The sequence below is a fragment of the Dyadobacter sandarakinus genome (assembly GCF_016894445.1).
GTDB lineage: Bacteria > Bacteroidota > Bacteroidia > Cytophagales > Spirosomataceae > Dyadobacter > Dyadobacter sandarakinus.
The window spans coordinates 5,459,577-5,481,800 of the sequence record NZ_CP056775.1 but is presented as its reverse complement, the minus strand read 5'-3'; the positions used below and the strand labels follow the sequence as shown (position 1 = coordinate 5,481,800).

Annotated in this window: 23 protein-coding genes; 16 read left to right on the top strand and 7 right to left on the bottom strand. The window is 49.1% G+C overall.

Annotated elements, in window-relative coordinates; all coding sequences use genetic code 11:
- The first annotated feature begins 23 nt into the window (after positions 1-23).
- On the top strand, positions 24-578 hold the full coding sequence (locus tag HWI92_RS22635) for a hypothetical protein (RefSeq protein WP_204659551.1): 555 nt from the start codon (positions 24-26) through the stop codon (positions 576-578).
- A gap of 47 nt (positions 579-625) precedes the next feature.
- Here HWI92_RS22635 and HWI92_RS22630 read toward each other — a convergent pair whose 3' ends face one another.
- Entirely contained in the window at positions 626-1,036 is a 411-nt protein-coding gene (locus HWI92_RS22630; RefSeq protein ID WP_204659549.1) for a Fur family transcriptional regulator, read from the bottom strand.
- A 176-nt stretch (positions 1,037-1,212) separates the two neighbouring features.
- Here HWI92_RS22630 and HWI92_RS22625 point away from each other — a divergent pair, with 176 nt between their 5' ends.
- Positions 1,213-1,611 (top strand): MerC domain-containing protein, encoded by a 399-nt coding sequence (locus HWI92_RS22625; protein ID WP_204659547.1) that lies wholly within the window; start codon positions 1,213-1,215, stop codon positions 1,609-1,611.
- A gap of 7 nt (positions 1,612-1,618) precedes the next feature.
- Here the strand turns inward: HWI92_RS22625 and HWI92_RS22620 are convergent, their stop codons facing one another.
- The gene (locus HWI92_RS22620) at positions 1,619-2,833 is read right to left on the bottom strand and encodes a serine hydrolase (RefSeq protein WP_229248490.1); all 1,215 of its coding nucleotides are present in this window, start codon (positions 2,831-2,833) and stop codon (positions 1,619-1,621) included.
- Between the two features lie 148 nt (positions 2,834-2,981).
- Here HWI92_RS22620 and HWI92_RS22615 point away from each other — a divergent pair, with 148 nt between their 5' ends.
- On the top strand, positions 2,982-4,706 hold the full coding sequence (locus tag HWI92_RS22615; RefSeq protein ID WP_204659543.1) for an IlvD/Edd family dehydratase: 1,725 nt from the start codon (positions 2,982-2,984) through the stop codon (positions 4,704-4,706).
- Positions 4,707-4,717: 11 nt separating this feature from the next.
- On the top strand, positions 4,718-5,524 hold the full coding sequence (locus tag HWI92_RS22610) for an SDR family NAD(P)-dependent oxidoreductase (protein ID WP_204659541.1): 807 nt from the start codon (positions 4,718-4,720) through the stop codon (positions 5,522-5,524).
- On the opposite strand, the gene HWI92_RS22605 is transcribed toward HWI92_RS22610, so the two are convergent.
- The 3 genes from HWI92_RS22605 to HWI92_RS22595 all read right to left on the bottom strand — a co-directional run bounded on the left by HWI92_RS22605 (position 5,521) and on the right by HWI92_RS22595 (position 7,830).
- Positions 5,521-6,234, bottom strand: coding sequence for a hypothetical protein (locus tag HWI92_RS22605; RefSeq protein ID WP_204659539.1), 714 nt, complete (start codon positions 6,232-6,234; stop codon positions 5,521-5,523). The genes HWI92_RS22610 and HWI92_RS22605 overlap by 4 nt on opposite strands.
- Positions 6,235-6,298: 64 nt before the next feature.
- Positions 6,299-6,895 (bottom strand): gliding motility lipoprotein GldD, encoded by a 597-nt coding sequence (gene gldD, locus HWI92_RS22600; RefSeq protein WP_204659537.1) that lies wholly within the window; start codon positions 6,893-6,895, stop codon positions 6,299-6,301.
- A 128-nt stretch (positions 6,896-7,023) separates the two neighbouring features.
- Positions 7,024-7,830 carry a glycogen/starch synthase gene (locus HWI92_RS22595; protein ID WP_204659535.1) on the bottom strand — a complete coding sequence of 269 codons (807 nt, stop codon included), beginning with the start codon at positions 7,828-7,830 and terminating at the stop codon, positions 7,024-7,026.
- Between the two features lie 207 nt (positions 7,831-8,037).
- Between HWI92_RS22595 and panC the strand changes: the two genes are divergently transcribed.
- Positions 8,038-8,880, top strand: coding sequence for a pantoate--beta-alanine ligase (gene panC, locus HWI92_RS22590; RefSeq protein ID WP_204659533.1), 843 nt, complete (start codon positions 8,038-8,040; stop codon positions 8,878-8,880).
- A gap of 57 nt (positions 8,881-8,937) precedes the next feature.
- Here panC and HWI92_RS22585 read toward each other — a convergent pair whose 3' ends face one another.
- Positions 8,938-10,410: a Gfo/Idh/MocA family protein gene (locus HWI92_RS22585; protein WP_204659531.1), complete on the bottom strand. Its 1,473-nt coding sequence runs from the start codon at positions 10,408-10,410 to the stop codon at positions 8,938-8,940.
- A gap of 300 nt (positions 10,411-10,710) precedes the next feature.
- Here HWI92_RS22585 and panD point away from each other — a divergent pair, with 300 nt between their 5' ends.
- From panD to HWI92_RS22565, 4 genes are all read left to right on the top strand, one after another.
- The gene (gene panD, locus HWI92_RS22580; RefSeq protein ID WP_204659529.1) at positions 10,711-11,061 is read left to right on the top strand and encodes an aspartate 1-decarboxylase; all 351 of its coding nucleotides are present in this window, start codon (positions 10,711-10,713) and stop codon (positions 11,059-11,061) included.
- A gap of 39 nt (positions 11,062-11,100) precedes the next feature.
- Entirely contained in the window at positions 11,101-12,129 is a 1,029-nt protein-coding gene (locus tag HWI92_RS22575; protein ID WP_204659527.1) for a lysylphosphatidylglycerol synthase transmembrane domain-containing protein, read from the top strand.
- Between the two features lie 78 nt (positions 12,130-12,207).
- Positions 12,208-12,696, top strand: a complete 489-nt coding sequence (gene rfaE2 / locus HWI92_RS22570; RefSeq protein ID WP_204659525.1) for a D-glycero-beta-D-manno-heptose 1-phosphate adenylyltransferase — start codon at positions 12,208-12,210, stop codon at positions 12,694-12,696.
- Between the two features lie 77 nt (positions 12,697-12,773).
- A complete protein-coding gene (locus HWI92_RS22565) occupies positions 12,774-13,454 on the top strand; it encodes a zinc metallopeptidase (RefSeq protein WP_204659523.1) in 681 nt (226 codons plus the stop codon).
- Between the two features lie 57 nt (positions 13,455-13,511).
- On the opposite strand, the gene HWI92_RS22560 is transcribed toward HWI92_RS22565, so the two are convergent.
- On the bottom strand, positions 13,512-14,681 hold the full coding sequence (locus HWI92_RS22560; RefSeq protein WP_204659521.1) for an FG-GAP repeat domain-containing protein: 1,170 nt from the start codon (positions 14,679-14,681) through the stop codon (positions 13,512-13,514).
- Between the two features lie 161 nt (positions 14,682-14,842).
- Between HWI92_RS22560 and gcvT the strand changes: the two genes are divergently transcribed.
- The 7 genes from gcvT to HWI92_RS25685 all read left to right on the top strand — a co-directional run bounded on the left by gcvT (position 14,843) and on the right by HWI92_RS25685 (position 22,206).
- Positions 14,843-15,922 carry a glycine cleavage system aminomethyltransferase GcvT gene (gene gcvT, locus HWI92_RS22555; RefSeq protein WP_204659519.1) on the top strand — a complete coding sequence of 360 codons (1,080 nt, stop codon included), beginning with the start codon at positions 14,843-14,845 and terminating at the stop codon, positions 15,920-15,922.
- A gap of 26 nt (positions 15,923-15,948) precedes the next feature.
- Positions 15,949-16,659 (top strand): 2-phosphosulfolactate phosphatase, encoded by a 711-nt coding sequence (locus tag HWI92_RS22550; protein ID WP_204659517.1) that lies wholly within the window; start codon positions 15,949-15,951, stop codon positions 16,657-16,659.
- 21 nt (positions 16,660-16,680) lie between these two features.
- Positions 16,681-18,651, top strand: coding sequence for a hypothetical protein (locus HWI92_RS22545; RefSeq protein ID WP_204659515.1), 1,971 nt, complete (start codon positions 16,681-16,683; stop codon positions 18,649-18,651).
- 18 nt (positions 18,652-18,669) lie between these two features.
- Positions 18,670-20,484: a PorZ beta-propeller-like domain-containing protein gene (locus tag HWI92_RS22540; RefSeq protein WP_204659513.1), complete on the top strand. Its 1,815-nt coding sequence runs from the start codon at positions 18,670-18,672 to the stop codon at positions 20,482-20,484.
- Positions 20,485-20,536: 52 nt separating this feature from the next.
- On the top strand, positions 20,537-21,178 hold the full coding sequence (locus tag HWI92_RS22535; protein WP_204659511.1) for a uridine kinase family protein: 642 nt from the start codon (positions 20,537-20,539) through the stop codon (positions 21,176-21,178).
- A gap of 40 nt (positions 21,179-21,218) precedes the next feature.
- Entirely contained in the window at positions 21,219-21,923 is a 705-nt protein-coding gene (locus tag HWI92_RS22530) for a hypothetical protein (protein ID WP_204659509.1), read from the top strand.
- A gap of 127 nt (positions 21,924-22,050) precedes the next feature.
- On the top strand, positions 22,051-22,206 hold the full coding sequence (locus HWI92_RS25685) for a lasso RiPP family leader peptide-containing protein (protein WP_204659507.1): 156 nt from the start codon (positions 22,051-22,053) through the stop codon (positions 22,204-22,206).
- The last annotated feature ends 18 nt before the right edge of the window (positions 22,207-22,224 follow it).

Genomic DNA, 22,224 nt, shown 5'->3' with positions numbered 1-22,224 from the left:
TAGTTTAATAAATCTTTTTACCTATGAAAATGAACCGTAAATGGGGCTGGCCTGTCATGCTGGGCTTGTCCATCCTTTTCGCACAATGCAAGGACTCCGGCGAGGATCTCGAACCAGATGATGAGAATGAGCTGATTACGTCAGTAACACTGAAATTTACAGAAGCCGGAACAAACACCGTGACTTCGTTTTCCTACAAAGATGCGGATGGTGACGGTGGCAATGCGCCCACAGCTTTCGACACCATTGCATTAAAACCCAATGCATCGTACACACTGACAGCGGCGTTCCTGGATGAAAGCAAGAATCCTGTTGAAAATATCACAGAAGAAATTGCGGAAAAAGCAAACGAGCACCTGCTGGTTTATACGCCTGCACCGTCGTCCCTGCTGATCTACACCTATGGTGACAAGGATGCAAATAATTACCCGATAGGATTGACCGGCACTGTTAAAACCGGGGCAGCAGGCGCGGGTACGCTGAAAGTACAGCTCCGGCACCAGCCAGGCACGAAAAACGGCACAACCTCACCGGGAAGTGATGACGTGAACCTGGATTTTAATCTGAAAATCAGGTAATAAGCAGGCTTGCTTCGTAAGGCTGGCGCTACGCCGGCCTTACCAGCCTAGTTGCATTTGGGGCAAACTCCCTGGATGAGCAGGTTGAAGTTCTCGGCCTGGTAGCCATTTGGAAGCTGGACGACCGGGATATGCAGGTTTTCAAGACAGTTGGTCTCGCCGCAGGCACTACATTTGAAATGAATATGGTCATGATGATGCTGCTGCTCGGAGCAATTATGCGAGCAAAGCGCATAACGCAGGCCTTCATCATCCAGTACTTTGTGAATAATCCCTTTTTCAAGGAAAGTTTTAAGCGTGCGGTAAATGGTAACCCGGTCATAAGCCTCGCCCAGTGCACCTTCCAGATCCCCGTGAGATAATGCGTTTTTGCGGTTAATGAAAGCAGACAGAACATCCTCCCGGCAAGTTGTAGTGCGCAGATTATGTTCTTTCAGCGTTTCTTTTAATCCTTCCATTGTCCGACAATTTAATTTGGCTCTGATGCTTATAAAACCTTTCAGCTCAAAGTTAAGTTCTGTGATTTAAAGTTAACAAAGTTTACAGGCGCCGCATTGCACCACATGTTAAATTTATTGCAACAGAGTTGCATCTTGCCAAAATGCGGCTTATTTTTGTACGATATTAAAACAGTATGAAAGCATCACATTCACATAACAAAGCAGATTACGTTGGCATTGCCGGCTCTGTGCTGTGCATTATCCATTGCCTGCTGGTACCGGCTGCGGTGGCATTCGGCTCAGGATTCGGGCATGTGCATCATGCTGATTTCAGCCTGCTTTCGCTGGATATGCTGTTTATTCTGATCAATGGACTGGCGGTTTTTTATGCAACCCGTGATCACAAGTCTGTGCCGGTGCGTATCCTGCTCTGGGGTGGGCTTCTTGTATTTTCGGTCTCGCTGATCTTTGAAAGCCGTCTTCCGGTTTTCTCCTGGCTGGGTTATGCAGGTTCAGCCCTGCTCATCATCGGGCATTTTGCCAATCTTTACATCTGTCAGATCGCCCCACGTCTGAAATACAAGTCTTTTTAAGCTACCGCTACTTATCGTATTCAACCTCAAACCGGCTCAGATCAGGCCGGTTGGTATGCTTGCGGCTCAGCTCGTATTCGAAGAGCGTCTTGCCCAGGTTGACCATAAATGGAAATCCGACGGTCTCATACTCGTACTTGTCGTCGTTGAAGATGCCGTCTTCATTACAATAAATTACAGCTGTAACCATCAGCTCGATGCCTTTTTCAAAATCAGCTATGTAGGCATTGTCCAGCAAAAATCCGTAAGCATCTCCCGACTTGTTGAACAACCGGATATGGCGCGGCAGGCGCGTCTTGGTTGACCCAAACAACAGAAACTTCACATAGCCATCGTAGTAGTCGTCCGTGTAATTGGCCGGGAAGCTCGTTTCCACAGGGAATTGCGACATGTACTGGTACAAAAAACGATAATCTTCCGGTGTCAAATTAAAGCGCTCAGCCGGTACTACTTGTTCAGGAAAGAAAATAGACCTGAGAAGCCGGTGCTGCTCTTCGAGCGGGAAGTAGTTCTTTTCAGCAAAATCAAAAGGCTCCTCAACAAGCTTGCCGTTTTTTACAAAACCTTTACCCAAAGGAATAGGAGCATGGGCCGTGTATACTTTACTACAATAAGCCGCAGGCTGCTCGTAAACCACTTTCCCGTCTTTTACAAACTTCACCGGATTGGTATACCGGTTGTTTTCTGTGCCTATGTTCAGGTCGAGGCGGTGCGTGATGCGCGCTTGGGTATAGCCATGCTTTTTCAACCCTTCATTGAACTCCTCCTGACCAATAAATTCATAAAGCCGGTTGAATGCATCATTATCGCTCGCAAGCAGGATTTTCTTGGCATAGTGGGCTACGGAAGGAAGCCCATCCTCGGAGGTCGTATCCCGGGTGACGGCCGTCTGCTCGGGACGCGCAGTACCTGTGAACATGGGTGTATACTTGTCAATCCCGAGCCTATTGAGCTTTTCAAATGCCAGGATAATAGCGGGCAGTTTGACTGTACTGGCGGGATAAAAGTAGTCTGTGCTGTTTACGCCGTAACTGTGGGTTGTAAAATGGGGTTCATTTTTGCGGTTACGGTCAATGCGCGTGTACAGCACCTGAACCTTGTACTTCTCCGGCTGGGAGAGGACATTCGTAAACCGCTCGGGGTATTTTTTTAATAATCTTTCAAGAAAATGATCGGTCTGGGATTGTGCAGGCGAAGGGTATGCAAATAGTTGTAATGACAAGCAAAGCAGTATCTTATATAATCTAAACACATTCATGGACAGTCTTCCGATCGTACAGAACCGAATATACGATATTTATTTTAAAGGCCGGGCTAAATTATATTTAACTGAAACCCGCCTTTACCAGGGTGTGTAACAATGGCGAAAAATGGAAGAAAACAGCAATAAGCTACGTAGTCAGGGCTGGTTTGGCAAATCAGGAAAAGACGGGTTCATTTACCGGGCGTGGATGAAAAACCAGGGCTACCCGGCTGATGAATTTGACGGAAGGCCGGTCATCGGCATTTGTAATACTTTTTCGGAGCTTACTCCCTGCAACGGTCATTTCCGCGAACTGGCGGAGTCGGTCAAGCGGGGTGTATGGGAGGCAGGAGGATTTCCGGTGGAATTTCCGGTAATGTCACTCGGAGAAACACTTATCAAACCCACGGCAATGCTCTACCGCAACCTCGCGAGCATGGACGTAGAGGAAAGTATCCGTGCCAATCCGATCGATGGCGTGGTACTGCTTTGTGGCTGCGACAAGACAACCCCTTCCCTAGTTATGGGGGCAGCCAGTGTGGATATTCCTACAATCGTGGTGTCAGGCGGACCGATGCTTACAGGCCGGTACCGGGGTACCAACATCGGCACAAGCGATGTATGGCGTTTCAGTGAAATGTACCGGAATGGCGAGATCAGCCAGGAGCAGCTGAGTACGGCCGAGGCCTGCATGTGCCGGAGCAACGGACATTGCGCTGTGATGGGCACGGCTTCCACAATGGCATGTATGGTGGAATCGCTCGGGCTGACGCTTCCTGAAAATGCCGCTATTCCTGCGGCTGACTCGCGGCGGAAAGTCATTGCGCACTTGTCGGGAAGAAGGATCGTGCAAATGGTGAAGGAAGACCTGCGTATGTCCAAAATCCTGACTAAAGAAGCTTTTGAAAATGCCATCATGCTGAATGCGGCTATCGGCGGTTCTACCAACTTTGTCATTCACCTGCTTGCCATCGCCGGAAGGATCGGGGTAGACCTTACCCTGGACCATTTCAATGAACTTTGCGAGAAAGTGCCCCTGCTGCTCAACTTGCAACCTTCGGGCGGATACTTTATGGAAGATTTCTATTACGCCGGCGGACTGCCGGTCGTGATCAAGGAGATGATCAGCCTCCTGCATCAGGATGTAATCACCGTAAATGGAAAAACCATGGCAGAAAACTCTGCTTCGGCGGAGTGCTTTAATACGGATGTGATAGGAACCCTGGATGAGCCTGTGAAAACGCTGACCGGGCTTGCAGTAGTACGGGGCAATTTGTGTGAGAACGGAGCGGTGATCAAACCTTCGGCTTCCCTTAAACCTGAACTGATGCAGCACCGCGGGCGCGCTGTTGTTTTTGAAGATATAGATGATTACAAAAGACGCCTTGACGATCCTGATCTGGATGTAGACGAAAACAGCATTCTTATTTTAAAAAATGTCGGCCCGAAAGGATACCCGGGCATGCCGGAGGTAGGCAATATGTCTTTACCCAAAAAGCTACTTGCACAGGGTGTTATTGATATGGTGCGGATTTCGGACGGGCGCATGAGCGGTACCGGCTTTGGTACGGTGGTATTGCACGTTTCGCCGGAGGCAGCTGTGGGCGGCAACTTTGCATTGGTGCAGGATGGTGATTTCATTGAGCTGGATGTCGAAAAACGAAAGCTGCACCTGGAAGTGTCACCGGAAGAACTGGAACGCAGGCGCGCTTACTGGAAACCGCTCGAAATGGGCTACAACCGTGGATATGTCAACTTACATATCAATCACGTCATGCAGGCACACGAAGGCGCAGACCTGGACTTTCTGCGCGGAGGCTCGGGTGATAAGGTTACAAGAGATTCGCATTAAAAACCCGCTTCATGAACAGCTACTTATTTGAAAATCAGGTTGCTATTGTTACAGGAGCCGGTCAGGGTATCGGGTACGAAATTGCCAGGCAACTTGCCAGCCAGGGAGCCGGTGTGATCCTGAACGATCTGGATGAAGCGCTGGCAACCGAGGCCGCAAGGAGCATTTGTGACAAAGGAGGAGCCTGCGTAGCCTTTCCGGGAGACTCTTCCAAACAGGAAGTTATCGACGGAATGGTTAACGAAGCCCTGCGGCACTTTGGGAAACTTACCCTTGCTGTTGCCAATGCAGGCATTACCCTGTTCGGAGACTTTTTTGAATACCCTGCCGAAAATCTCCAGAAGGTTTTGAATGTAAATCTGATGGGCTCATTTCTGCTGACGCAGGCCGCTGCCAGGCAAATGCGTCAGCAGCAGTCGGGCGGGCGGGTACTGCTGATGTCCTCTGTAGTAGGGCATCAGGCACACAAGTACCTGGCCGCCTACGCGATGACCAAGGCCGGACTGGAAATGCTGGCCAAGAACCTGGTCCTCGAACTTTCGCCGCATGGTATTACCATCAACACCGTCGCGCCGGGCGCTACGCTCACGGAGCGTACGCTGGCTGACGATCCTACGTATCCCAAAATCTGGTCAGGAATTACACCCATGGGGCGGCCGGCGGTTTGCGAAGATATTGCCAATGCAGCATTGTTCCTGCTGTCGCCGCACTCAGGACATATTACGGGTCAAAGCCTTGTAGTGGACGGAGGCTGGACTTCGGTAAGTCCCCTGCCCGATCTCAGCAATTTAAGTCATGAAAGTTTGGGTAAACATTAATCCAGATCGTGCGAGAAGAGCTGTGCTTCCAGATCGTCGATGCTGCCGTCTTTGGTGACAAACAACTCCCGCGGCCTTGCCGATCGTACCGGCGTAACCGACATAAAGTTGCGGTACTGCTCGTCGGAGATGATTTTTAAAGCAAGTGCTCTTTTCAGCACCATTGGAAATGGTACTTTGAAGAAGTTGGCGATGTCTGCGGCCAGGGCGCCGGAAATCTTTGAAATATCGGTCCGGAAAAAGCTTTCGACCTCCTCAAAAGGCAGCAATGCATCAAAGATCAGCTGCTCAGACCGGGCGCAAAGCGATTCTGTATTAGTATAAAGTGCGTGCAGCCCCAAAGAAACTGTCAGCAGGTGAATGTGGTAATTGCGCTCGTTAATGTCGGAAGCAGCATTCACAAAGACCCAGCCTTTTTGTTTATAAATAGCCGAAAAACCTTTGAAAGTAGGGGCTACCTGGTGCAGCTGAGCGATTTTGATGCCCTCCGGATAAGGAAGTTTGTGACCGATCTGGTGAACGATATCCTGCGCATAGGAAATATCAGCTGCATCGCCGGCAGGCTCAATCACCCAGTCACCATTGATAAGTCCTTCAAAAACAAAATCCGCCACCCGCTGGCTTTCCACCTGGCCCAGGCGCAGCACCATCCTGTTCCCACGCACGGAATAATCGAGAGAGAGCTGGTTTTTGGGTTGTTTCCTTGCCATGGTGCCTGTGATTTCGTTGAAGATCAAAGATACACCCTCGCCCACTTCACTGCAATAAGCGCTTTTATTTTTTTCTCCACTGCAGCGTGTTCAGCAACCGGAGCATATCTTCCTGTATGTAGGCGATGACAGGAGCCAGAGAATCATTTTTTGTAGCAGTCGGAAAATAAACAGCCCCGCGCATAAAGTGTGTGGTACTGTCAGTCGTGTAAAACTGAAAAGGACTGGGCACGTCTCCTTCTATCCTGAAAATGGTCGCTATGTTCCCGCTTGGCGTAGTAATGCGCTGCTCCTGAATGGAAGATGCGCGAATCTGATGTTTAGCGGCAAGCTTATAGGAATCATTGATGAATTCGCCCAGCAACTTCGGATTGTTTTGCAGCGGCTTGTAGGTAATCTGAATATTGGCATTGAGTTGTGGATAATGAACAAATATCCAGTCCTTTCCCGCCATAGCAAAGGTATCAGGCACAATCCTGGAAAACTTGGAATATTCAAAATCGTAAGGATGAATTTTGTCCAGCATGCGGTATGCGTGTGCCGGCAGCTCAATGCGGTTATAGCCTTTAGGTTTGGGAACAAAGGTTTGCTCTTCACTGCCGCAGGAGATCAGTGATGCAGCAAAAGCAGCCAGCACAAAGGCAGTAACCGGTATTTTCATGTTCAAATGCATGTGGAAGAAAAACATCGCAAAGCTAACGAAAAGGCCGTTTACATTATTTTTTACGTGTATGGCACAAAAAAAGCGGCAACATTGCTGCTGCCGCTTTACTTCAATATTTTGCAGGATCAATTTACCAATTCTGTATAAAGATTGTAGTAAGATGCTGAGAACTTGTCGCTTTGCTCGTCCAGCTCAACGCGCTTCGGTGCATCGTTGAAAATCTGGTTGAGACTTTCGCTGATATGTTCATCGGCTTTCAAAACTGCATCGGCATAAGCACATCCGATTTTGACAAAACCTTCAAAATCCGCAGAGTGCAGATGTGAGAGTGCCTCGTCACTTACGTCCATAGCCTTCGCCTTGCTTTGCAGGTCAGCATCAAACTTAAAGTCAAAAGCATTATTATGTACCGTAAACACACTTTTCGTATCCTTGAACATCGGATCGTTGCGGTAAGTGGTTTTCAGGTAAAGCGGGATCAGGGCAGTCATCCAGTCATTGCAATGTACAACATCCGGAGCCCAGCCCAGTTTTTTTACTGTTTCCAGAACACCTTTGCAAAAGAAAATTGCGCGCTCATCATTATCGTCGTAAAAGTTGTTCTCCTTATCAAAGAACACGGACTTACGGTGGAAGTAATCATCATTATCTATAAAATAGACCTGAAGCTTGGCATTGGGAATGGAAGCTACCTTGATGATCAATGGCTTTTCTTCATCTCCTACGGTGATATTAATTCCTGACAGTCGAACTACTTCATGAAGCCTGTTTTTCCGCTCGTTAATCAAACCAAAACGCGGGACGAGAATCCTGATTTCAGCGCCCAGCTCTTGCATTGCCTGGGGCAGCTTTCTTACGTAATCAGCAACGTCTGTGGTCTGGAGGAAAGGGTTGATTTCACTGGCTACATATAAAATTCGTAGTTTCTCCATAGATCTTTTAGCAGTTTGTGAAAAAAAGTTTTGCAAAATTATACAAAAAAAATGGCAAACTCAAAAGATATCCCAAACTAATCGTATTATTGCACGGAGTTTGGGAGACGTGTGCCTACCGGCCTGAAACCTCCTCTACCCCCATCCTTTCCAGCTTACAAAGTACTCAGCAGAGCCTGATTACTCCCCTGATTTTTTACTTTTTACATGGAAGTATTTACTTCGGTCAGCGGCCTACGCAAGTTTCTTTCGCAGCAGTTTTTACAACAAAAATCCATCGGCCTGGTACCTACCATGGGCGCCCTGCATCAGGGTCACCTGGCATTGGTCGAGGCAGCTGCGGCTCAGAATGACATTGCTGTCACGAGCATTTTTGTCAATCCGACACAGTTTAACAATGTCGAGGATCTGGCGAAATATCCCCGGACGCTGGAAGCAGATCTTGAACTGTTACGCGTAGCGGGCTGCCACGCAGTTTTCGCGCCTTCAACCGAAGAGATGTACCCCGCCCAACCTGCACTGAAATTTGACTTCGGACCAATTGAAACAATAATGGAAGGTGCTTCGCGGCCCGGGCATTTCAATGGCGTCGGGATTGTCGTGTCAAAGCTGTTTCATATGGTGAAGCCGCACCGCGCATATTTCGGCCAAAAAGATCTGCAGCAGGTAGCCGTCGTCAAGCGCATGGTTGCCGACCTGTCCTTTGACCTGGAAATCGTTGTTTTCCCGACGGTCCGTGAGGCCGACGGGCTCGCAATGTCGTCCCGCAACCGCAGGCTCAGCCCTGCCGAGCGGCTGATTGCGCCGCACATTTATCAGATACTGACGGCCACACGCGACCGCATACAGCAGGGAGAAACAGTAGGTAATGCAAAATATGCAGCCTTGCAGGCTTTTTCCGACATTCCTGAACTGATCCTTGACTACATAGAAATTGTAGATACCGCTACATTACAAAATATTCCGGAGCCGGGCGAGGCTGGTACCAGTGCCATTTGCGTGGCCGTGCAGCTGGGACCTGTCAGGCTGATTGATAATCTTATTTTCTAAAACAAAAACGGGCAGGTCGCGAAACCTGCCCGTTTTTGTTTGCATGAAAAACCCTACCTAAACCAGCTTCCATTCGCCCCGGTACTTGCGGGTAACAAACTGGTTAGCCTCATCGAAATTCGTGATTTTCATATTATTACCATCCCAGATCAGCTTTTTACGGCCCGGGAAGTTAAACGATTTGCCGTCGGCGCTGGCAGTACGGAAGTTGTAGCTGCGGATCGCCAGGTTACCCATGATTACGGTTTCGGTAAGCGGGCCTGAGTAGTCGAAAGACGAGGTCAGCGCCTTGTGCTCCTTGCTGTTAAATCCAGCTTTGCAGGCGTCGGTCCAGGCTACCTGGTGGCCAAACTCGGGCAGGGAAGTGTATTTAGTTTGGAAAGCATCTTTGGGCATTTCGAGCTTTTCACCGCTTTTCAGGTATACTTTCGGGTCTTTTCCATAGGTAGCGCACATCATAACCCCTTTATCACCGATCAGCATGGCTCCATTACTGCTGTCGGGCTCGCCCAGCGGATCATTGGCAGGAACCAGATCCGGGTGGAAAGGACGCAGACCACCGTCATGCCAGGTCATCTTGATATCCGAATTGTTCATTTTCGAAGCCGGAAACTTGATCTGTACGCGGGATGAAGGCGGGCAACCTTCGGGAATGTATTCCGGGGTCCAGTCTTTCAGGAACACCGCTCCTACGCTGCATTCCACTTCAGTAGGATACCCCAGACCCAGTACGCGGAAAGGCGTGTCGATCAGGTGGCATCCCATATCGCCCAATGCACCCGTACCGAAGTTCCACCAGCCGTGCCATTTGAACGGGTGGTAAGCCGGGCTGTAATCCACCCACTCGGCCGGACCTACATACAAATCCCAGTCAAGGGTGCTTGGTACCTCGGCTTTGGCGGTAGGTACCGGAATACCCTGCGGCCAGATCGGCCGGTTGGTCCAGACTTCCACTTCCTTTACCGTACCAATTACGCCTTTTTTAAACCATTCCACCATTTGCTGCTGGCCGGGGTTGGAGGCTCCCTGGTTTCCCATCTGGGACACCAGCTTGTATTTGCGCGCTGCTTCGGTCAGCTTACGGGCTTCGTTGATATTGTGGGTCAATGGTTTTTGCACGTACACATGCTTGCCTCGGCTCATGGCTGCCATGGCTACTACGGCGTGCGTGTGGTCGGGAGTAGATATGGTTACGGCATCGATATCTTTGCCCATTTCATCAAACATCTTGCGGAAATCTTTGTACTTCTTCGCATTCGGGAATTTATCAAAACATTTCTGAGCAAGGTTCCAGTCTACATCGCATAGTGCCACTATGTTCTCCGCCCCGTTATTCCAGGCATTGCTGATATCCGAAAATCCTTTTCCGCCAATACCCACAGCGGCAATATTCAGTTTATCACTTGGCGCACGATACCCTTTTCCCAACACATGGCGCGGAACAATAAAAAAACTGCCAATTGCTGCTGCCGAGCTTTTTTGTAAAAAGTCGCGGCGAGTAACATCCTTCGGGTTGTTGTTTGTACTCATTGGATTTTTTGTAAAAAAATAAAAGTGGATAATAAAGTTAAAGCCTCATCACCGGCCTACATACTTACAGCATTAAATCAGGCTTAAATATAATGATCTTTCGAGTAAAGGTGTGCGGAGGCAGATTTATAAATTAGCTTTGAAAAAATATAAACCTGCTAGTACTCAGCACTTAATGCCAGGTGCCTGATCCGGGAACCCCGCAGCCCGGCCTGATGTTTTGATGGCTGTGCATTATTCCTGTACCTTTGACAGCTAATGCATTGTTCATTATAATATCTCGACTTTCTAATCCGGGAAATGCAAATCACAGTAATGAAATCGAAGATTCACCGGGTAAAGGTGACTCAGGCGGAGTTGAATTATGTCGGCAGCATTACAATTGACGAAGACCTCATGGATGCCGCCGGTTTGATTGAAAACGAACAGGTACATATCGTCAACAATAATAACGGTGAACGGTTTGTCACGTACGTCATCACGGGCGAACGCGGCTCGGGCATGATCTGCCTCAATGGGGCCGCAGCCCGTAGGGTACAGATCGGCGATATCATCATCATTATCGCCTACGGCAGCATGTCGCAGGAGGAAGCCAAAACCTTCAAACCCATGATCGTTTTTCCCGATCATGATAACCGGCTTGTGGTCTGACCGCAGCTTCGTCAACAACATCGCACTACCTGACATTCTATGAAAAGCATTTTACGTTATGCCATCTCGCTGGTACTCGCAGGCGGGCTGCTCTGGTTTGTATTCAAGGATATCAACCTGACCGAAATGCTCGACCGGTTTGCACAGTCTGACTGGCGGTGGATTGCAATTTCCTGTATTTTCCTGTTGTTTGCCCACCTGCTGCGCGCCTGGCGCTGGGGAATGCTTATGGAACCTCTCGGGCACAAGCCTCAGCTGTTTGACGCATTTATTGCCGTGCTCACAGGCTACTTTGCCAACTTCATTGTTCCACGTATGGGCGAAGTCACGCGCTGCGGCACGCTCTACCGCCTCGAACGCATTCCCGTGAACCTCAGCTTCGGGACCGTTGTGGCAGAGCGCATCTTTGATGTGCTGATCCTGCTTATTTTAATCGGGCTCAATTTTGTGCTTGAATTTGAGCGGCTCAGTACGTTTTTCACCGATTTTTTTCAGAGCAAAATAGCTGGCGGACAGCAAGGCTCAGGCAGCGGCATGCTGATCTTCATACTTCTGGCTGCCCTGCTGGTGTTTGTGGGAGCAGCGTTTTTCATCTACCGCAATGTGGCGTTCAGAAGTAAAATGCAGCAAAATGCATTGATGCAGAAAATCATCGTCTTCGCCCAGGGTATGCTCGACGGACTGCTGAGCATTCGTAAGCTGCGCAACCCAGGCCTGTTTATCCTGGCTACGCTGATGATCTGGGTGATGTACTACCTGGTTTCGTACGTGCTGTTTTTCTGTATCCCTGAAACTTCAAACCTGGGCATGCTGGCAGGGCTTACCCTGCTGGTTGTGGGCTCCATAGGAATGACGGCCCCTACGCAGGGCGGTATTGGCGCTTATCACCTGCTGGTGGGCAATGTGATGGTATTGTACGGGCTTTCACAAAATGATGGCATTACTTTGGCTACCTTCATCCACGGGGCGCAGATGCTGTTTATGCTGGTGGTCGGGGCACTTGCGTTTTTGTATGTTTTGATACAAAACAAAAAAACGCTGGCAGGCGAAAGCCAGGTTTCAGCCTGAGGCAGCGCGTAATAGTACCTGAGGCCCGGAAGGCAGTATTCCAGTACATCAGGTCCATCAATCCTATTCTTTTTACCCATGAATGTTACTGAAAGCAAAATTCAGCGGCTCGACGAGGCCGTGGTAACCGTGGCCGGCTGGCAACGTGCCGGACAGAAGGTCGTTTTTACAAATGGCTGCTTTGACATTGTTCACCTCGGCCATATCGACTATCTCGAAAAAGCCCGTGCTTTGGGCGACCGGCTGGTTCTTGGGCTTAACACGGATGCATCGGTATCCCGGCTCAAAGGTCCGCTCAGGCCGGTGGTCAATGAGTATGCGCGTGCCCGGCTGATGGCTGCGCTGCAATTTGTGGATGCTGTCATTTTGTTCGACGAACCGACGCCCAGTCAGTTGATTGAAGCGGTAAAACCTGACATTTTGGTCAAAGGAGACGATTATACGATTGAAAATATTGCTGGCTCGGATTTTGTCCTGTCAAATGGAGGTGAGGTCAAAACGATCGCCCTGGTACAGGGATACTCGACGACTGCACTGATTGAAAAGATAAAACAAGGCTATCAGTAAAGACGAGGCGACGCGCCGGAACGTTACTAATAGACTTGAAATAACGAACAGTTAACCATCGAAAATTAAAAGGAGCTATGGGAGGTGCATATTTGATTGCTATCATTGTAATGGGCGTTAGCCTGTATGTACAGTGGCGTTTAAAAAGTAAGTTTGAAGAATACTCACAAGTAGGCCTGAGCAATGGAATGAGCGGTAAGGAAATCGCCGAAACCATGCTTCGTGAAAGCGGAATTTTTGATGTACGGGTACTTTCTGTAGAAGGCCGCCTGACAGACCATTATAATCCGCAGGACAAGACGGTAAACCTGAGCCCGGATGTGTATTACGGAAGGAGCGTGGCAGCCGCAGCAGTAGCATCCCACGAATGCGGGCATGCGGTGCAGCATGCCAAAGCATACAGCTGGCTGCAGTTCCGCTCGCAAATGGTGCCTTTCCTGAGCATTGCGTCTCAGTATATGCAATGGATCATTCTGGCGGGTATATTTATGATCAATACCACCATCATTCCGCTGGCAATAGGTGTAGGTCTGTTTGCATTGACAACACTGTTCAGCTTTATTACCCTGCCTGTAGAGTATGATGCAAGTAACCGGGCATTGGCGTGGATTCAGAAAAACAGGATTGTGAACGAACGTGAGTACGTAATGTCTGCTGATGCGCTTAAATGGGCTGCGCGTACATATCTTGTGGCCGCGATCGGTTCACTGGCTACGCTGCTGTACTACGTAAGCCTGCTGATGGGGCGCCGTGACTAGATTACAATTTCAAATGAATATGAAAAAAGGAGGCACCTGCCTCCTTTTTCCGTTATGCTACTTCACTTTCTGGTTCCAGTACACGGCCAAATTGTGCGTGGCCCTGCCCGAGGCAATGATATCCAGGTCGCCATCGCCGTCCAGATCCGCTACGCTGATATCCTCACAAGCCATTTTGATCTTTTCGTCCAGGGTATATTCCTGCCATTTTTTACCTTCCGCATCTGATCCGATGTAAATCCGTACGCCGGTTTCCCCTGTTACATTCGGGTTGCGCCAGCCCATGACTACCTGGTCACGCCCCTGCCCGAAAAAGTCCGCGCACGCAAGTGCATGTCCCTCCTTGATCTTATCCGTCAGTACCGTACGCCCATCTTTGGTATATACTACCAGGGTGTTGCCGTGCATGGGTTCAATGGTAGCGGTAAACAGTTGCCTGTTGCCCAGGCTTCCCGTCCTGATTTCCCCTACTCCCCTGCCGGGTACCATCCAGTTGCCCGAGGGTGCCCACCCATTGGCGCCATCCAGAAACACCTGCACACCTTCCTTTCCTGCTATGGACACGCCCAGCATGCGGCCTGCAATTTCCATTGGCTGAAAGTTATGGGTCATATGCATGCCGGTTTCGATGAGGTCATAGGGCCAGATTCCGTTTTTCTTCTCCGGCACGTCCAGCGCGATCATCTTCACGCCGGCTCCCTCACCGCCTTCGTTTCCCTCTCCATGCAGCGGAAGTACTGCGAGCTGGAAAGTTCCATCGGCTTTTTTGAGCCAGTGCATCCTGTGCACAGTCACTTCATGGTGCAGCTTGACAGCCTCCCAAAGTCCGGCAGGGTTACCAGGGCGTTGCAGATAGAAAACTGCTCCCGATTGCTGGGAATTCTTTGTTTCGGAAGGATTCCATTGAGCGCCTACTGCAACCTCTACCATGCCGTCGCCATCAATATCGCGTGCGGCAATGCATACATTGTCATGTTCCGTAAGGTCACGGGCCATTACATTGCGTGTCCATCCGGACTGCCGGCTACCCGGATTTTTATACCAGACAATCTCCTTTTTATCTGCAAGCAATATGTCCGTTTGGCCGTCACCGTCCACGTCCCCGGTAGCCAGTCCGTAGCCGATGCTGATTTTATCGTCCAGCACTTCCCCCCGGAAGGTTGCAGTTTGCGAAAAGGCATTGCCTGCCAGGATGCTGAGTATCGTAACAAGTATTTTTTTATTCATAAACATGAAAAAATGTAAGCAGCGGGAACATACACCTTTTAGCCAACTTTTTCACAATATACTTCAAAGGACATGGGTGCAAAGCTGAAAAGACAGTTTTTTGTGACGCTTTACTGTGCATTGCATACTTTTGTAAATTATTCAGAACATATCCACTATCCATGAAAACAGTACCGTTACATCAGGTTCACGTAGGACTGGGCGCCAAAATGGTCCCATTTGCCGGCTTTGAAATGCCTGTACGCTATTCGTCAGATCTTGAAGAACATCATACGGTACGGAATAATGTGGGTGTTTTTGACGTGTCGCATATGGGCGAGTTCCTGGTAAAAGGACCTGGTGCGTTAAACCTGATACAGCGTGTTTCCGCCAATGATGCATCTGCACTTTTTGACGGAAAAGTACAATACAGCTACCTGCCCAATGCGGAAGGCGGCGTAGTGGACGACCTGCTTGTGTACAGGATCAGTGAGCAGGAATATCTGCTGGTGGTAAATGCATCCAATATCGAGAAAGATTGGAACTGGATTTCGAGCCACAACGCCGAAGAGGCTGAGATGACCAACATTTCGGATGAAACCTGCCTTTTTGCAGTACAGGGCCCCAATGCTGCCGCAGTATTGCAGCCGCTCACAGGGATTGACCTTGCTGCCATGGACTATTATACCTTTCAAACAGGCGAGCTGGCCGGTGTCAGCGACGTGCTCATTTCTGCTACCGGCTATACCGGCGCAGGAGGTTTTGAAATTTATGTAAAAAACTCCGATGCAGAGGCGGTTTGGAAAGCGATTTTCGAAGCCGGAAAAGCATACGATATCAAACCGGTGGGCTTGGGAGCCCGCGATACACTGCGGCTTGAAAAGGGTTTTTGTCTTTACGGCAATGATGTTGACGATCAGACATCACCTTTGGAAGCAGGCTTAGGCTGGGTTACCAAATTCACCAAAGACTTTATCAATTCCCCGCAGTTAAAAGTACAGAAAGAAGCCGGTGTACAACAGAAACTGGTCGGCTTTGAAATGATAGATCGCGGCATCCCGCGCGGTCACTATGAGCTCGCCGATGCCAGTGGCAACCGCATTGGTGAAGTAACTTCCGGCACACAGTCACCTACCCTGCAGAAAGGCATCGGCATGGGCTACGTACCAGCCGTATACAGCAAACCCGGCACCGAAATATTCGTCAAGGTAAGAGACCGGCTCCTCAAAGCACAGATTGTTAAACTCCCATTCGTAAAATAAGCTCCCGCGAGCATTCAGTACTTATAATGAAACAACTTGACGTTTGTCTAACCCCGGACCTGCTGCACCTGCACAAAATGGATAATTGCATTGTAGTAGTCGCCGACGTGTTCAGGGCTACCTCGTGTATGGTTACCGGCCTGGCCTACGGCGTAAAAAGCATTACCCCCGTGGCTACGATTGAAGAATGCAAGTTTTTGCAGGATAAAGGTTTTTTTGCTGCTGCTGAGCGGGATGCCAGGAAAGTGGAAGGTTTTGACCTCGACAATTCGCCATTCAGCTTTATGGATGAAAAGCTGATTGGCGCTGAGGTAGCAATGACCACTACAAACGGAACGTTATCCATTGCCAAGGCAAAAGCATCGGCAGTAAAGGTGATGGTAGGCTCGTTTCTGAACCTGGGTGCATTGGCACAACATCTCCGCTCCGAACCGTACGATGTACTTGTACTTTGCGCGGGCTGGAAAGGCCGCCCCAACCTGGAAGACACATTGTATGCAGGCGCACTGGCAGAGGCATTGAAGGACCAGTACATGCTCCTGGAGGACGGCACATTGATGGCGCAGCGTTTGTACAACCAGAGCCGGGATAACCTTCTGGGCAGCGTTTCCAACTCGTCACACGTTCGTCGTTTGCAGCGCCTCGGAATACAGAAAGATATTTCTTACTGCCTGCAGACCGACCTTTACGACGTTGTGCCTGTGCTGCGCGGCGGTGCATTGGTGGCTATGAATTAATGGTATTCTAAAAAACTGTACATGCATAAATACCTGCTTATTCTTTTTTGCTGGACATTGTTGCTGACTCATGGTGCCGTGGCGCAGAAACGCGCACTTCCTGCAAAAAAGCCAGCGGCAAGCAGCCCGAAAGCTCCTGCCCCCCAGGCCAGACCCAAGGCTCCCATAGCAGTACCTGCAAAGAAAGCAGTTCCTCCTGTTGTTAAGCCCGTTGAACCGGATACTACAATCGGTACCGTCGCTGACACTGCGACTATCGCCTCCGGTGATACCCTGACCGAAAAAGAAGCCGAAGAGCAGCTCGAAAAAAGCGGCAAAATCGCGGCCGATACCATGCATTCGTACCGAATCATCGTGGAAGACATCTCCTACCTTTCCGTATGTCCCGGTACTACCATTGACATTCCATTCAGGACCGTGGGGCCATTTGATGAAGACAATACCTTCACTGCCTACATGGTTGACGCTGCGGGCAAGTCGGTGCCGATCTCACTGCCGGTTAAAAAAAGTCCTGTAAAAGCAGTGGTACCTTCGTACAAAATCGGGGGTGAAGTGTATAAAATACAAGTCGTAAGTTCCATTCCTGTGATCAGGAGCCAGGAAGTACCGCTCAGGCTTTTACAAACACCGGCCGCACGCATTGAAATCATTGACGGCACACAATCTGTGCGCATTATGCCTGGGCAGGAAGCCAGCCTCCGCATTCATTTTACAGGCACTGCACCTTGGTCTTTCCGCCTTTCCGACAGCACAACGGTTATGCATACGTTATCCAATCCGCATTATTTAACTGTAAGTCCCAAAGATGTGAAAGCCTACAAGCTGCTGGGTGTGGCCAATGCATGCGGCAGTGGTACCGTATCAGGAGAGGCGATTGTGAACGTCAACAACAATCCTGAGCCCAAGCTGGAACTGAAAGAAGCTGAGAAAATTGCCAAGCTTTGTGCCGGTGTGCCTTTCCAGGTACCTTTCAATGCTACGGGAAAATATAAAGACGGAAACCGTTTTACCGTACAGATTGCGGAACGTACAGGTGCTTTTAAAAATATTTCCACACCGGACAGTACCGGATATATCACGACGCAGATTCCTGCCAGCTACAAACCGGGTGAGTACAAGCTCCGCGTGGTTTCCTCTGCTCCTTACCTGGTGAGTCAGACGGCCAATATTTCCATTGTTTCGCCTACAACAGCCATTTTGCAGCGGGATTCTTTGCGCCTGGGTGAAAATGAATCAGGAGAGCTGACGGTACGGTTTACCGGCGGCGGTCCGTGGTTTGTACTGCTCTCGGACGGTACATACGAAAACAATATCATAGAATCACCGGCAAAGATCAGGGTGAAGCCTTTATACGACACCAACTACCAGATTACCTCAGCGGGTGGCCTGTGCGGCGTGGGTACTTTCTCAGGATCCGCGAAAGTTTCGGTAAAAAGTCCTCCTGCAAGCATTACGCTCGACAAGCTGACCCAGAATATGGTTTGCTCGGGAGCTACGCTGGAACTACCCTACAAAACCGAGGGCAGGTATAATCCGGGAAACAAGTTTACGGTGCAGATGACCGATAAGTCGGGGCGTTTTGTGGATGTTCCTGCTACCAGTGCATCCGGAATGATGCAGGTGAAGGTGGCGGTAAATCCCGGAGATACGCTGACCTCCCGTAAAATCAGGATTATATCTTCATCGCCGGCTGTATCAAGCGCGATCCAGGAAGTGGAAATACTTGCGCCGGACCGCGCAGTGGCCGAAGTTTCGGGAAGAGGCACCATTACAGCCGGGCGCTCGACGCGTATTCAGCTAAAATTCAGAAACGGCCTGCCGCCCTGGTCATTTACACTTTCGGATGGTACTGCCATCAATGGGACCTTCCTGAACCCTTACCTGATTTCGGTATCGCCGGAGAAAACAACCGAGTACAAGATCAGCTCGCTGAAAAGCGGCTGCGGCTCGGGTGCAGGGCGTGGCTCGGCTATCGTGACGGTGGAACAATAACTAAAAACGTTCCGACAGATGAAAGCAGGTGGGGTTGTGTGGGGTTTGCTGTTACTGATGATATGCAGGAATGCGGATGCTCAGAATATACCGCTCCATACCTGGCAAACTCATTTCAGCTACCTCTCCGCCAGACAGATCGTCGCGGTAAACGATCAAATCTTCTGTGCTACGCAAAATGGCTTTTTCCGGTTCAATCCAGATGACAAGGCTTTTCAAACCTACTCAAAAATAAATGGTTTGAATGATACAGGAATCGGCGCGCTGGCGTACAATCCCGCCGACAGCATACTGCTACTTGCGTACCGGAACGGGAACATGGACCTCCTGTATCTGAATGCAGAATCGGATATTACCGAAATTGAAAACTGGCCGGTACTGGCTGTGGCCGGTGGTTTACCCGAGAATAAACAAATCAACAAAGTCACATTTGCTGAAAACAAGGCGTACCTGTGTACCAACTTCGGGATTGTGGTACTAAATGCAGCAAATCGGCAGGTACTTGAAACGTACAGGTACATTGGAAAAGCAGGTAGTGAAGTGTCTGTGACCGATGTTGCTTTCACGGCCGACTCTATGTATGCTGTCACCAATGAAGGCACGCTGCGGGCTTCTCTCAGCGCATCTGTCAACCGGCAGTATTTTGCAAGCTGGACCAATATATCGCGGGAAATTGTAGCAGTAACAACCCGAAACAACCTGCTGTATGCCGCATTTGCAGGTAAGGGAATTTATAAAAACACAAATACAGGATGGAAAACGGTACTGGCCTCCACCAGTAGCATTTCCCACCTTAGTACCCATGCTGACGAGATACTTGTTACAGCAGATAGTCAGGTGATCTCGATCGATTTACAGGACCGAAGCACGGCTTCTACAAGTCCGCTTTTTACATCGCTTCAACAAGTTATTAAAGAAGGTAACAGACTTTGGATTGCCGATCTGAAGAAAGGTTTGCTGGGTAATTTCACAGGCAGCTTTCAATCTTTTATTCCTGAAACAGGCGACACTACGCTTTTACCAAAAAACGATTCTATCATCACGGATCTTGCCGGACTTACCTGGACCCGCCTGCCAGCTGACTTGGGGGGAGGCATCCTGGTCAGGGATGCCGCGCAAAATAAACAGCGGCTGCTCAGCACGTCTATTGGAAACGGGAGTCTGCCATCCAACGCCATCAACAGTCTTGCACTGGACGAAGACGGTTACATCTGGTTTGCAAGTGACCGGGGTGTAGGCTACTTCATAACAGACAATGTTATTAACAGTTCGCGACTGGACGCTGTACTGCCTGTGTTTGGCAACAGAAAACTGTTTTCGACAGAAAGGTGTACGGCTATTTGTGTGGAACCGGGCAATCGCAAATGGATTGGAACCAGGGCCGGGCTTTATCTTTTCAATGCGGATGGAAGCGAGATGGTACAAAAATTTACGGAGAGTGACAGTCCGCTTCCTTCTGCCCAGATTGACGGTCTTGAATTTGAGCCTGCCTCAGGGCTGCTCTACGTGGATACGCCAAATGGAATGGTATCTTACCGGAGCGGAGCTTCGGCACCGGCCGCCGGGTTGTCGGCTGTAACCATTTTCCCGAATCCGGTCCGGCCGGGTTACGGAGGTTACGTAGGCATTAAAGGACTGGTCGGCAATGCGACTGTGAAGATTACCGAGCTGTCGGGCCGCCTTATTTTTGAAACAAAATCCCGCGGAGGAACTGCCTCCTGGAACCTGAATGACTATACCGGCAAGCGAGCCCGCGGCGGCATATACATGGTACTTGTGGTGAATGAGGATGGAAGTGAGAAATTTGCCGGCAAGCTCGCCGTGATTGACTAGTTTGAATATAGTATTAAAGGGATTTGAATAAAATCTCATTGTTTAAAGCAGCATGACAACCCCCGAAAAGCTACCTTATATTATAGGTATAACCGGCGGAAGCGCCTCAGGCAAGACCTACTTTATGAAAAGCCTGATCGAATCATTCGGTAAGGATGAGATCACGCGCATTTCGCAAGACAACTATTACCGTCCGATTCATGAAATACCAAGGGACGAAAACGGCATTGAAAACTTTGACCTGCCCGAAACCATTGACCACCATTTATTTGCAGAGCACATCGCGGTACTGCGTGCCGGAAAGCAGGTTCATCAGCTGGAATACACCTTCAATAATCCGCTGATTAAGCCGGAAGTACTTATTTTTGAACCGCGACCGATTATAATTGTGGAAGGGATTTTTGTTTTTTACTTCCCGGAAGTAGCACGGCTGATTGATCTGAAAATCTTTGTAGATGCTAAGGAGCATGTAAAAATCAAGCGCAGGATCATTCGTGACAATAATGAGCGTGGATATGACCTGGACGATGTGCTTTACCGCTGGGAAAACCACGTTGCGCCTACCTACGACAAGTTTATCCTTCCTTTACGCGCGGAGGCTGATATGGTGATCAATAACAATTCACGCTTTGATACCGGTCTTCAGGTACTGATCGGATTTTTAAGAAGTAAGCTCGAAGAAAGAAAAAGCTAGATTTTCCGTTATTGCAATACGCAACCATTAAGCTACACACATGATCCGAAAAATTACCACTGCATTTTTCCGAATTACACTACTTGCCGTGCTTGCCATGGCAGCTTCCTGCGAGTCCGACGATACAGAGCCGGTTGTTTATGAAAACTATTTCCCGCTTGAAGTGGGCCGGTATGCGATTTACGAAGTTACCGAAACGGTGTATTCGTCGGGACAGAAAGATCCGGTAACCAAAACCTGGCAGGAAAAAGATGAGATTGATCGTGTTACAACCAGTCAGGATGGTATGCCGCTGTATACATTCACACGGTCTACACGCAGTACGCCGGCGGATTACTGGCTGAAAGTCAAAGAATTCACCGCAGAAAAGTACCCGGACAAAATCCTGACTAACATTGACAATCGTGTATTTTATGCAATGACTTTTCCTGTGGACCCTGGTGCTATCTGGAATGGAAATGTTTACAATGATGGGGAAAAAGAGGATTACTACTACGAAAAGCTGGATACGCCTGCCCGGATCGGCAGTCAGGAATTTCAGAAATCACTGTCGGTTGTAGAACGCCGCGACTCCTCGCTGATCGACAAGTTTGTAGGGATAAAGCAGTACGCACTGGATGTAGGGCTCATTTCAGACGAGCAGGTAGCATATGAATACTGCCAGAATGAAGCTTGTATAGGGTCCGGAACGATAGATTCAGGCACCTACAAAATCCGCAGGATCATTGAATATGGGCAAAATTGACGTATAATCACTGGTTTCTACCGGAGGTTGCAATTTTACGGCCGGAAAAACATCGTTTGTTTGCATTTTAAAATTATATACATAAATTTACCCCTGGATACTGGTACTAATCATAAAACAACACAAAATGAGAACAGTGACTGCGCACTCTACACAGACGAAAAAGTCTTACGTAAAGCCGGCTTTGGTAAAGCACGGAAAAGTTAGCAAATTGACGAAGGGTAAGCAAGGTAGCTCGCTTGATGATGATGGTGGCGAATTTAACTACACTGCTGACGCCTAATCAGATTTTAATAACTTA